Annotated in this window: 14 protein-coding genes and 1 pseudogene; 9 read left to right on the top strand and 6 right to left on the bottom strand. The window is 71.4% G+C overall.

Annotated elements, in window-relative coordinates; genetic code table 11:
* The 7 genes and pseudogenes from prpE to AB0B41_RS17305 form a co-directional block, all read left to right on the top strand.
* Nucleotides 1–438, top strand: a pseudogene (gene prpE / locus AB0B41_RS17335) (propionyl-CoA synthetase); the annotation flags it as partial.
* Between the two features lie 114 nt (nucleotides 439–552).
* Entirely contained in the window at nucleotides 553–1,296 is a 744-nt protein-coding gene (locus tag AB0B41_RS17330; RefSeq protein ID WP_358204125.1) for an excalibur calcium-binding domain-containing protein, read from the top strand.
* Nucleotides 1,293–1,928 carry a class F sortase gene (locus AB0B41_RS17325; protein ID WP_358204123.1) on the top strand — a complete coding sequence of 212 codons (636 nt, stop codon included), beginning with the start codon at nucleotides 1,293–1,295 and terminating at the stop codon, nucleotides 1,926–1,928. Before AB0B41_RS17330 ends, AB0B41_RS17325 begins: the two co-directional genes overlap by 4 nt.
* A gap of 208 nt (nucleotides 1,929–2,136) precedes the next feature.
* On the top strand, nucleotides 2,137–2,538 hold the full coding sequence (locus tag AB0B41_RS17320) for a hypothetical protein (protein ID WP_358204122.1): 402 nt from the start codon (nucleotides 2,137–2,139) through the stop codon (nucleotides 2,536–2,538).
* Nucleotides 2,535–2,726 carry a ferredoxin gene (locus tag AB0B41_RS17315; RefSeq protein ID WP_037051458.1) on the top strand — a complete coding sequence of 64 codons (192 nt, stop codon included), beginning with the start codon at nucleotides 2,535–2,537 and terminating at the stop codon, nucleotides 2,724–2,726. Before AB0B41_RS17320 ends, AB0B41_RS17315 begins: the two co-directional genes overlap by 4 nt.
* 46 nt (nucleotides 2,727–2,772) lie before the next feature.
* Nucleotides 2,773–4,356, top strand: a complete 1,584-nt coding sequence (locus tag AB0B41_RS17310) for an acyl--CoA ligase family protein (protein WP_358204119.1) — start codon at nucleotides 2,773–2,775, stop codon at nucleotides 4,354–4,356.
* Nucleotides 4,357–4,463: 107 nt separating this feature from the next.
* Nucleotides 4,464–5,684 (top strand): MFS transporter, encoded by a 1,221-nt coding sequence (locus AB0B41_RS17305; protein WP_358204117.1) that lies wholly within the window; start codon nucleotides 4,464–4,466, stop codon nucleotides 5,682–5,684.
* Here the strand turns inward: AB0B41_RS17305 and AB0B41_RS17300 are convergent.
* On the bottom strand, nucleotides 5,674–5,817 hold the full coding sequence (locus AB0B41_RS17300; protein ID WP_358204115.1) for a hypothetical protein: 144 nt from the start codon (nucleotides 5,815–5,817) through the stop codon (nucleotides 5,674–5,676). The two genes, AB0B41_RS17305 and AB0B41_RS17300, sit on opposite strands and share 11 nt — an antisense overlap.
* Nucleotides 5,818–5,913: 96 nt before the next feature.
* On the opposite strand from AB0B41_RS17300, the gene AB0B41_RS17295 reads away from it, so the two are divergent.
* Complete coding sequence (locus AB0B41_RS17295; RefSeq protein ID WP_358204112.1) at nucleotides 5,914–6,879, top strand: site-specific integrase; 966 nt, start codon at nucleotides 5,914–5,916, stop codon at nucleotides 6,877–6,879.
* Complete coding sequence (locus AB0B41_RS17290) at nucleotides 6,836–7,075, top strand: hypothetical protein (protein ID WP_358204110.1); 240 nt, start codon at nucleotides 6,836–6,838, stop codon at nucleotides 7,073–7,075. Before AB0B41_RS17295 ends, AB0B41_RS17290 begins: the two co-directional genes overlap by 44 nt.
* Before the next feature lie 48 nt (nucleotides 7,076–7,123).
* Here the strand turns inward: AB0B41_RS17290 and AB0B41_RS17285 are convergent, their stop codons facing one another.
* The 5 genes from AB0B41_RS17285 to AB0B41_RS17265 are packed head-to-tail and all read right to left on the bottom strand — an operon-like array spanning nucleotide 7,124 to nucleotide 10,317.
* Nucleotides 7,124–7,477 carry a hypothetical protein gene (locus tag AB0B41_RS17285; protein WP_358204108.1) on the bottom strand — a complete coding sequence of 118 codons (354 nt, stop codon included), beginning with the start codon at nucleotides 7,475–7,477 and terminating at the stop codon, nucleotides 7,124–7,126.
* A complete protein-coding gene (locus AB0B41_RS17280) occupies nucleotides 7,474–7,857 on the bottom strand; it encodes a bZIP transcription factor (RefSeq protein ID WP_358204104.1) in 384 nt (127 codons plus the stop codon). Before AB0B41_RS17280 ends, AB0B41_RS17285 begins: the two co-directional genes overlap by 4 nt.
* Nucleotides 7,850–8,290: a hypothetical protein gene (locus AB0B41_RS17275; protein WP_358204102.1), complete on the bottom strand. Its 441-nt coding sequence runs from the start codon at nucleotides 8,288–8,290 to the stop codon at nucleotides 7,850–7,852. The genes AB0B41_RS17280 and AB0B41_RS17275 overlap by 8 nt, the downstream gene beginning before the upstream one ends.
* 6 nt (nucleotides 8,291–8,296) lie before the next feature.
* Nucleotides 8,297–9,427 carry a hypothetical protein gene (locus tag AB0B41_RS17270; protein ID WP_358204099.1) on the bottom strand — a complete coding sequence of 377 codons (1,131 nt, stop codon included), beginning with the start codon at nucleotides 9,425–9,427 and terminating at the stop codon, nucleotides 8,297–8,299.
* Nucleotides 9,427–10,317, bottom strand: a complete 891-nt coding sequence (locus AB0B41_RS17265) for a hypothetical protein (protein ID WP_358204097.1) — start codon at nucleotides 10,315–10,317, stop codon at nucleotides 9,427–9,429. Before AB0B41_RS17265 ends, AB0B41_RS17270 begins: the two co-directional genes overlap by 1 nt.
* Between the last annotated feature and the right edge of the window lies 1 nt (nucleotide 10,318).

The following is a 10,318-nucleotide window of genomic DNA, read 5'->3' as shown; positions in this document are numbered from 1 at the left end:
GACGGCTACGTGTTCGTGATGGGCCGCACCGACGACGTCATCAACGTCGCCGGGCACCGGCTGTCCACCGGCGGGATGGAGGAGGTCCTCGCCTCGCACCCGGACGTCGCCGAGTGCGCGGTCATCGGCGTGGCCGACCAGATGAAGGGCCAGATCCCGCGCGGGTTCGTGGTCCTCAAGGCCGGCGTGGACGCCTCCGCCGAGGGGTACGAGGACACGCTGCGCGCCGAGCTGGTCCAGATGGTGCGCGACCAAGTCGGCGCCGTGGCCAGCCTCAAGGAGGTCGCGGTCGTCCCGGCGCTGCCCAAGACCCGCTCCGGGAAGATCCTGCGCAAGACCATGCGCGGCATCGCCGACGGCGCCGACGAGCCGGTGCCCTCCACCATCGAGAGCGTCGACGTACTGGACGCCCTGCGGCCGGTGCTCCGGAAGGACTAGCGACCGCACATACCAAAGATGGATGAGACGGGGTAATACGGAGGTAATCCTCGCGATAGGCGGGTCGGCCGTCGAGAAGAACCGGCGGCCGGGCCCCCCTTCGAGAGGACACCGATGCCCACTCGTGCCCCTGCACGCCCCGTGATCCGCGCCGCGGCGCTGGTCGCCACCGTCTCCGCCGCCCTGCTGTTCGGCGCCACCGCACCCGCGCTGGCCCAGCCGACGGTCGGGGACAAGAACTGCTCCGACTTCGACACCTGGCGCGAGGCGCAGGACTTCTACGAGAGCGCCGGCTCCGGCGACCCGCACAACCTCGACGAGGACGGCGACGGGATCGCCTGTGAGACGCTGCAGGGCGCTCCCGGGTCGACCCCGACCACCACGCCGAAGCCCACGCCGACCACCCCGACCAAGCCCCCGAAGCCGACGCCCTCGCCCACCACGCCCCCGTCGCACGACGACGACCACGGCGGCGGCAAGGACGACCACGGCGACAAGGACGACCACGGCGGCCGCGACGACCACGGCGGCCGCGACGACCACCACGACGACGGGGGGAAGGACCGCGACGACCACGGCGACGGCGACGCCACCCACGACGACGCCACCTCCACCGACGAGGACGACTCGGCCACCGTCGACGCGGCCGTGGTCGTGGTGACCGGCGACCGCGACTGTGCCGACTTCGCCACCCAGGCCGAGGCCCAGGCCGTGCTGCTGGCCGACCTGTCCGACCCGGAGCGGCTCGACGCCGACTCGGACGGCATCGCCTGCGAGGACCACTTCGGCACCGAGGGCCGCCAGGTCGCGGTGTACCCGGTCGGCGGTGTGGCGACGGGCGGGGCCGGCCTCCGATGAGCCGCACCCGGATCCCGTCGCCCGCCGGCCGGTTCCTTCGGCTCGCGGCCGGCCTGCTCGCCGGCACCGCGCTCGTCGTCCTCGTCGGGTGCAGTGCCCCCGAGGCGACCCAGCCGACCCAGCCGGCCGCGCAGGCTCCGGCGGCCGCGACTCCGGCCGCCGCCACGGCACCCCTGGCCGCGTCGGCACCCGAGCGGCTCGAGGTCCCGTCGATCGGCGTCGCCTCCGGCCCGCTGCGCAAGCTCGGTCTCACCGCCGACGGCGCCCTCGAGGTCCCGGCCGACGCGACGACGGTCGGCTGGTTCGGCCTCGGCCCGACGCCCGGTGCGTCCGGGCCGGCCGTGCTGGCGGCGCACGTCGACTACGGCGGCGTGCCCGGCACGTTCACCCGCTTGTCGACGGTGGCCGTGGGCGACGAGATCCGGGTGGACCGCGCCGACGGCAGCACCGCGCTGTTCACCGCCTACCGCGTGGCGCAGTACCCGAAGTCGGCCTTCCCGACCGAGGAGGTCTACGGCGACACCCCGGGTGCGGAGCTGCGGCTCATCACCTGCGGCGGCGCCTTCGACGACACCGTTCGCTCGTACGCGGACAACGTCGTCGTCTACGCCCGCCTCACGGGCACGGTCTGACCGGTCCGTGATCCGCCGTCGGGCAGCGGGGCGTTCGGGAATCGACCGTCCCGCTGCCGGGACGCGGATCATGGGCGCCCCCGTTCGGCGGCGCCGCTCGACCGTTCACCCGAACGTGTAACGCCCGGGTCCGGGACCTGCGATGAGGGAGCGACGGCACGCTCCCCCACGGGCCGTCGCACCCCCACCGGAGAGGACCCCGCCTCCGATGCGTCACCCGCTCCGCCCGCGGCTCCCCGCGGTGCTGGCGGCGAGCGTGGCCGTGGCCGCCGTCGGCGGCCTGACCGGCACCGCGCTCGTCGTCGACATCGGGCCGCCGGGCACCGCGCCCGCCGCCGAGATGGCCACCGCCGCGTTCCACGAGTCCGTGCCCGATGCCCGGCACCAGTCCGCGCACGTGCCCCGCACGCCCGTCACGACCCCGCAGGCCCCCGCGCCGCTGGCCCTCGCCGGCGCCGTCCGGGCCGCGGCGGCCGCCCGCGCGGAGGCCGACCGGACCCCCTGCCCGAGCACCCGCACGGCCGCGCCCCGCCTGCCGGGCACCGGCTCCAGGCAAGGGTGTCCTGAGTCACCCGGTACCGACCCCGCAGGTCCACCATTGACGCCATGAAGGTTCACGTGGACTTCGACCTCTGCGAGAGCAACGCGCTGTGCATGGCCGCCGCGCCGGAGGTGTTCGAGGTACGGGAGGACGACTTCCTCTACATCCTCGACGAGAACCCGCCGGAGGAACTGCGCGGCAAGGTCGAGGAGGCGGTCCGGGCCTGCCCGAAGGCCGCCATCACCCTCGAGGGCTAGTCACGACCTGTTGCCCGGCCCGGGACCCAGCGGCGAGGATCGGCGGATGGATTCGGTCTGGACCACGCCGCTGACGCCGCTGAGCTTCCTGGGCCGCTCGGCCGAGGTGTACCCGGACAAGACCGCGATCGTTCACGACGACCGCACCTGGACCTACGCGGAGTTCGCCGCGGAGGCGACCCGCGTGGCGCACGGCCTGCGTGGCTCCGGCGTCGAGCGCGGGGACCGGGTGGCGTACCTGCTGCCCAACCTGCCCGAGATGCTGGTCGCGCACTTCGCCGTGCCGCTGGCCGGGGCGGTCCTGGTCGCGATCAACACACGCTTGTCGACCGAGGAGATCCGCTACATCCTCGACCACTCGGGGTCGAAGGTGCTCGTCGTCGACGCCGCGCTGTACCCGCAGGTCGAGCCGGTGACGCGCGAGCTGAAGACCGTCGAGGAGATCATCACGGTGGTCGACCCGGCGAGCCCGGGGGACGGCATCGGCTCCGGCGTGCGCTACGACGACCTGCTCGCCCGCGGCGCGGACGACCCGCTGCCCTGGGAGGTCGCCGACGAGGACTCGACGATCTCGATCAACTACACCTCGGGCACCACCGGCAAGCCCAAGGGTGTGCAGTACTCGCACCGCGGCGCGTACCTGAACTCCTTCGGCGAGATCGTGCACTCCGCGCACACGCCGGACAGCGTCTACCTCTGGACGCTGCCGATGTTCCACTGCAACGGCTGGTGCACGCCGTGGGCGCTCACCGGCATCGGCGGCACCCACGTCTGCCTGCGCGAGGTCCGCGGCGACCGGATCTGGCAGCTCATCGACGAGCACCGGGTCACGCACCTGAACGGCGCACCCACCGTCGTCACCACGATCATGCGGGCGGAGCGGGCCACGAAGCTGGACTACCAGCTCGTCGTCACCACCGCCGGGGCCCCGCCGAGCCCGACCACGATCCTGCAGATGGAGCGGATGGGTTTCCGGATCGTGCACGTCTACGGGCTCACCGAGACCTACGGGCCCTACTCCGTGAACCAGTACCAGCGCGCCTGGGACGACCTCGAGCCGGAGGAGCGCGCGCGGCTGCAGGCCCGGCAGGGCGTCGGGATGCTGCAGACCGACCGGGTGCGCGTCGTCGACAAGAACATGCGCGACGTGCCGCGGGACGGGGAGACGATGGGCGAGATCGTCATGCGCGGCAACAACGTGATGACCGGCTACTACGAGGACCCGGCGGGCACCGAGAAGGCGTTCGAGGGCGGCTGGTTCCACTCCGGCGACCTGGGCGTGATGCATCCCGACGGCTACGTGGAGCTGCGCGACCGCGCCAAGGACATCGTGATCTCCGGCGGCGAGAACATCTCGACGGTCGAGGTCGAGCAGGCCGTCGTCTCGCACCCGGCGGTCCTCGAGGCTGCGGTGATCGGCGTGCCGGACGAGCAGTGGGGCGAGCGGCCCAAGGCCTTCGTCGTGCTCGCTCCCGGCGGCGAGGCCACACCCGAGGAGCTGATCGAGCACGTGAAGTCGAAGATCGCCCGCTACAAGGCCCCGCGGGACGTGGAGATCGTCGACGAGCTGCCCAAGACCTCCACCGGAAAGATCCAGAAGTTCGAGCTCCGCGCCCGCACCACCCCGTGAGTGCCTACTGCCCCTAGAGGGGCAGCCGGCACTCACGACCCCTGGAGACCTGGGATTCGTCACGTGCGGGCGAGATTCGGGCCGGAAGTCCGTTAGCGTTGCTCATCGTGAGCCGCGAGCAGACCGCCTTCCGCGTGGGGGCCGGCGCGGTCGCGATCACCACCGCGACCGTGCTGCCGATCTTCCTGACCGGGGCGCTCGCGGTGCAGATCTCCGCCGAGCTGGGCTTCGACCCGGCGGGGCTCGGTCTGGTCGTGGCGCTGTACTTCGGTGTCTCGGCGCTGGTGTCGCTGCCCGTCGGCAAGCTCGTCGAACGCCTGGGCTCGGGCCGGACGAGCCGGATCGCCGTGCTCGGCGCCGCCACGTTCATGCTGCTCACGGCCGGTCTGGCGCGGAACTACGCCTCGCTGGTCGCGATCCTGCTCTGCGGCGCGTGGTGCAACGTCATGGGCCAGCTCTCCTCGAACCTCACCCTGGCGCGCTCGATGCCCGCCGCGCGGTTGGGCCTGTCCTTCGGGGTCAAGCAGGCCTCGGTGCCGCTCGCCACAGTGCTCGCGGGCGTCGCGGTCCCGGCCGTCGCGCTGACCATCGGGTGGCGCTGGGCCTACGTGATCGGCGCGGCGCTGGCGCTGGCCTCGCTGGCCGCCGCCCCGCGCGGCTCCGGCCCGGGCGTCCGCGACCGGACCGTCCCCGAGGACCGGGCGACGGCGGCGCTGTCGGTCATCGGTGCCGCCGCCGGGTTGGGCGCGGCGAGCGCGACCGGGCTCGGCATCTTCCTCGTGGCGTCGGCGGTGGACCGCGGCGTGGAACCCGGGCTTGCCGGCCTGGTCCTGACGCTCGGCAGCGTCGTCGGGCTGCTGATGCGGATGCTGCACGGCTGGCTCGCCGACCGGCGGACGGGCGGGCACGTCGCCGTGGTGGCCGGCTGCCTGCTGCTGGGCGCGGCCGGGCTGCTGCTGCTCGCCGTGCCGGGACCGGTGCCGCTGATCGTCGGGACGGTCCTGGGCTTCGGGCTCGGCTGGTCGTGGCCGGGCCTGCTGCAGTTCGCCGTGGTGCGGCTCAACCCGTCTGCGCCCGCGGCCGCGACGGCGATCGTGCAGGTCGGCGTGTACGCCGGCGGCTTCCTCGGGCCCGTCGGGTTCGGGTTCCTGGCCGCGCACGCCTCCTTCACCACGGCCTGGATCGTGGCCGCCGCGGCGATGGTGGTCGCCGGCGTCGGCGTCCTGCTGGGCCGCCGGATGCTGCTCGCCCATACCCGCAGTTCAGCAGGGGTCGTGAGTGCCGAGCGCCCCTCTAGCGGCAGTCGGCACTCACGGGTCAGTGGGTGAGGCGCTCGGCCAGGGCGATCGCGTCGAAGGGGGCGTGGACCTTGACGTCGTTGTCGAAGTATTCAATGACGGCAAGCAACGCGGTTGACAAGGTTCGATGCAAGCCCGCATGCTTGGCGCCATGCCAACTCACGGGCCTCGCACGACGATGCGGGCGCACGCCGACGCCTATCTGACCAGGCTGCGCGGCCGGGTCGCGCCGAGCACCTTCGCGACGCAGCGCGTTTCCGTGCTGCGCTTCGCAAGCTGGTGGGACGCTACGCGCAAGGTCCCGAAGAACCTTCGCGAGGCGGACGTCGAGCGCTACATCTGGGGGCCACACGAGTGCATCCGCGGGTGCCGCGGGCGTGAGCACCGCGGGGCCGGGCTGCGGGAGACGATGAGCGACGGCGCACTGAACCGCACGCTCGGCCAGGTCGGGAAGTTCCTCGAGTGGTGCTTCCGCAACGGCTACGTCTCCGGCGAGGTCATCCACCCGGCCACGGCGCGTGTCCGCCAGCGCCAGACGCGCCGGCTCCAGCTCGACCCTGACCAACTGATCGAGCTCTACGAGGGCGCCAAGGATTCGTACGAACGGGTGATCTGCGCCTTGGCCGCCTATACCGGGGGGCGAGCGGGCGAGCTGAACACAATCCGGGTCGGTGACGTCGACCTCGCCCGAGGGGAGATCGCCTGGGCCCGGCACAAGACGCGCCGTGACGACGACTACCTGCCCATCATGAGCGAACTCGCCGAGGAGCTCGAGCGATGGTTCGATGTCTACGAGCGGGAATGCGGTCCCATCAGCGACGATTGGTACCTAGTGCCGCGGCGACGGAGCGTCGGCAACCCGGGAGTGATGCGGTACTACCCGGACGAGCAAAGGGTCAGGGGGTGCTACCTGGTGGTGAAGAAGCACCTCGCGCGCACCCTTGGAGTGACAGAGGACGTTCTACAGGGGGAAGGCGTCCACACCGTCCGGCGTAGCGTGTCACGCTGTCTGTACGAGCAACTCTGCGTCGACCGGCACCCCGATCCGATCTCGGTCGTGCAAGCATTGCTAGGCCATTCGAGCAGAGTTATGACGGAGCGTTACATAGGGGTGGAGGCCGGGCGCAGGGAACGCGACCGCGTTCTCCGCGGGCGCTCGGTCCTACGGGGAGGGAGAGAGCGTGGCGAGCCTGCTGGCGTGCGACGTCTGCGGCCAAGTGGGTGATCCGAACGAGCTTCCGCCGTTCGTCGAGCCCTGCCGCTGGTCCAACGCGATCGAGGACTACACCGGTGCAGTGTGCCGGGACTGCCAGAAGACCAAGTCGCTGCACGAGATCCTGGAGCACCTCCAGGGCGCGCCCGGTGGCACGCTGGACGGCGCGGACCGCGGTCCGTACCTGGTGGTTGACAGCGGGCACTGACACAGAGAAGGCCCCCCGGTGATCCGGGGGGCCTTCCTCGTTCTGTGGCTACTTCGGCGCCGTGACCGCGGCTGCGGGCACCGGGGCGACCACCTGGGTGCGCAGGTACCAGCCGACGCCGGCGGCGACGAACGCCATGATCGAGCCCTGCACCTCGGGGGCGAGCTGGAGTCCGAAGGCCAGGGCCAGGGCGAGCACCGACTGCACTAGGCCAGCGACCAGCGGGGCCGCCTTCTCGCCGGAGACGGCGAAGGCGCCGACGACGCCGAACACCGCGGTGGCGACGGCCATGATGGCGCCCTGCTGCTCGATCGACAGCGGCAGCACCAGCGCGGCGAACAGTGCTACGCCGGCCGAGAGCAGACCGAGCCACTGGGCGGGCTCGCGTCCGAGAAGGGTCATCCGAGACTCCTAGGTCGTGGGGTGTGGTAGGCGATGAGGTCTGGCGGGAGATCAAGCTCGATGCCGGCCTTGGCCGCCGCGGCGATCGCCATGGCGTCCCAGCGGATGTGCGAGAGGACCAGGTCGCGGTGCTCCTGGGCTTCCTTCTCCAGGGCGACTACTCGCCTGGTCAGGTGCTCTACCTGCTTGGTCAGGTCGATCACGCGCGCGTCCTCGAGCTCGTCGATCTGGCGCATGCGGCGCATGGCGCCGCCGGTGAACCAGCGGGCGACCGGCGAGATGAGCTCCCGGAGCTTCGCGCTGATCAGGACCAACGTGGTGATGGCGGAGAGCGCGAGCGTCAGGTAGATCGAGATCGGGTTGCCGGCGGGGTCACTCACCGCCACCTCCTCGGGTCTTATGCACACGGAACCGACGGAGGCGTTCCTCGCTGATCTTCCAGGCCAGCAGGCCGTTGATCAGGGCCACGGCGACGAACGTCGCGGCCGTGCGGACGTCCCTCGGGAAGGTGCCGAGGTCGAAGGTCGTACTGGTCACCCCGGCGGCGAGGCCCAGGTACAGCGTCGCGATCAGCCCGTGGGCCAGCGCAAGCAGCACGCGCAGCTTCGCCGCGTACCCCGCGGCCACCATCGCCGCGGTGACCAGGAAGGCGACACCCCAGGTGGTCATGTCGAAGGCCTTCTCGACGGTGGCCAGCACCGGCGACAGTTGATCGATGATCAGGTAGTCGACCCCGCGCACCAGAGCGTCGGCGGCCAGGATGCCGCTCGCCGCGGTGAGGTTCTGGCTCGAGACGTGGGTCAGGCTCCACATGGCGGGCTACCTCCGCTCCAGCTCGCGGAGTCGGCGCTCCACGTCGTTGGCACGCCGGCGGTAGTCCGGCTTCGGCGCGCCGATGGTGAGGGAGACCTCCTCGTCGCCCGCTTCGGTGATCGAGATGTCGACCTCCTGCACGCGCAGGACGTTGTCGACGCGCAGCCGGCCGGACATGATGACCAGCCGCGTCGGGTCGCCCAGCCAGATGTGGTCGGGGCCCTGCCAGGCCCCGGCCTTGAGCTTCACCGTGTAGGAGGGCTGCACGACCTGGGCCTGGTCGAGCTGCCAGTCCCCTCGCTCGGCCAGCGAGGTCGCGGTGACGATCGAGGTGCCGAACGCCTTGTCCCAGCGGCCCTCCGGCCGCGTGGTGATGTCGCTGGCGGTGCGCTCTACGGGTGTCGGCGCGGTGTCGCCGCCCTCGGGGATCTGGCCGCTCACCCGGACCGCGTTCGCGTAGTCCTGCGGGTTGACCTGTCGCTGCACCGAGGCGACCAGCCCGCCGTATTCGAGCACCACGCCGCGGTCGATGCCGCGCTGCGGGTGCCAGATGTCCAGCTTGAGCGCCGCGGCCCCGTCCGGGGTGATGTCCCAGTCGAAGCCGTCGATGACCTCGGAGAGCTCCTGGACTCGGTCGCCGATCGAGTCCCCGGCCTGGTACTCCGTGCGGTCGCGCGCGACCCCGGTCGACGACCCGTCGCCCGCCACGATGCCGAGGCTGCCGCCCGGCCGGACCTGCGTCTGGTTGACCAGGCCCATCGCGATCTCGGCCTGCTCGGTGTTGGTCCACACGAGCTGCGAGTCGCCCCACAGGATCCGGCGGGAGAGCACCGAGCGGTAGTCCAGCGCTGTGACGTCGGTCCGGTGACCGCCGGCGTCGAGGCTGTCCCCCGTCGGCCCGATCCGGCCGCGGAACAGCTCCTCGGCCCCGCCGGTCGGGCGGTGCCGAAGCGCGTGCAGGTCGGTCTCGAGCTCGATGATCTTCGCGGCCATCGGGTCGCGGCCGTCGATGGTGAAGCTAGCCTCGGACGGCCGAGTGAGCCGGAAGATGGCGCGCCGGGCCTTCGCGTTCGTCAGGTGCCACTGGTGCCCGCCCTCCGGCGCTGGCGGGCCCAGGACGAATGACCAGATAGTCATCAGATTCGGTACCCGCAGCCGTCGAACGAGAGCCAGGAGACGTTCGCGGTGAAGGTGGTGTTGACGTTGTACCGCTGCTTGAGCTCGCCGGCGGCGTTCACTGCCCAGTGAACCGGCCCCTGGGAGGTGATGCCGATGAAGTCGCGCGTGGTGCTCGGCCGGATAAGTTCCGGCAGCATGATCGCGTTCTCGGTGTACTGCGTGTTGGCGGTGTAGGTGAAGTTCGCCTTCCGGTACATCTGACCCGCGAGCGACACCCAGCCGTTGGCGTTGACCTGCCAGGTTCCGGGGCGCAGTGGGTCGTTGACATTCCACAGAGAAGGGTCGAGGGCGAAGGTGCCCTCGCGGTTCTTCGACCCGACGCTGGCCTGGGGCCGCGTGTCGGTGATCATCGCGTTCGTGATGGACGAGGCGCCCGCGGCGATGGTGATCGTCGCCAGGGAGATCGCCGACGCCGGCACGGCCGGCACGCCGGAGCCGGTGTCCTGGAGGATCTCGATGACCCACTCGTAGGTGGAGAACGAGCCGTTGTGCAGCTTGTCGCGCACCCGGGCGATCACGCGGTGCGTGCGGGATCCGGAACCCGGCGCGGTGATCGAGCCGCCCGTCGAGAAGGTGTTCTTGTTGAGGATCGTCGAGCTCGTGCAGAGGTAGACGCCCTGGTCGGAGACGTCGTCACCCTGGATCGCCGCCCGGCCGGCGGCGACGTCGACCGAGAAGTTCGCGCCGGCGGCGCGCTGCGTCACCTTGAGCTGGCCGGCGTCAACGTCGAGCACGCCCTCGCGAGAGAAGATCGACGACAGCAGGCCGGCCCGGTCATCCTGGGCGCTGTACTGGATCGCCGCGTCGCCCGAGGCGGGCTGCATGTACATCGGCTTGAGCAGTGCCATG

It is taken from the genome of Pseudonocardia sp. NPDC049154 (assembly GCF_040648315.1).
Classification (GTDB): domain Bacteria; phylum Actinomycetota; class Actinomycetes; order Mycobacteriales; family Pseudonocardiaceae; genus Pseudonocardia.
The sequence above is the reverse complement of the archived record's forward strand: the minus strand, read 5'-3'. Positions and strand labels throughout refer to the sequence as shown.

What these genes read in the sequence shown, in the direction of transcription:
- AB0B41_RS17330 (WP_358204125.1), top strand. Translation starts at nt 553, where the DNA reads ATGCCCACTCGTGCCCCTGCACGCCCCGTGATCCGCGCCGCGGCGCTG.
- AB0B41_RS17325 (WP_358204123.1), top strand. Translation starts at nt 1,293, where the DNA reads ATGAGCCGCACCCGGATCCCGTCGCCCGCCGGCCGGTTCCTTCGGCTC.
- AB0B41_RS17320 (WP_358204122.1), top strand. Translation starts at nt 2,137, where the DNA reads ATGCGTCACCCGCTCCGCCCGCGGCTCCCCGCGGTGCTGGCGGCGAGC.
- AB0B41_RS17315 (WP_037051458.1), top strand. Translation starts at nt 2,535, where the DNA reads ATGAAGGTTCACGTGGACTTCGACCTCTGCGAGAGCAACGCGCTGTGC.
- AB0B41_RS17310 (WP_358204119.1), top strand. Translation starts at nt 2,773, where the DNA reads ATGGATTCGGTCTGGACCACGCCGCTGACGCCGCTGAGCTTCCTGGGC.
- AB0B41_RS17285 (WP_358204108.1), bottom strand. Translation starts at nt 7,477, where the DNA reads ATGACCCTTCTCGGACGCGAGCCCGCCCAGTGGCTCGGTCTGCTCTCG.
- AB0B41_RS17275 (WP_358204102.1), bottom strand. Translation starts at nt 8,290, where the DNA reads ATGTGGAGCCTGACCCACGTCTCGAGCCAGAACCTCACCGCGGCGAGC.
- AB0B41_RS17270 (WP_358204099.1), bottom strand. Translation starts at nt 9,427, where the DNA reads ATGACTATCTGGTCATTCGTCCTGGGCCCGCCAGCGCCGGAGGGCGGG.
- AB0B41_RS17265 (WP_358204097.1), bottom strand. Translation starts at nt 10,317, where the DNA reads ATGGCACTGCTCAAGCCGATGTACATGCAGCCCGCCTCGGGCGACGCG.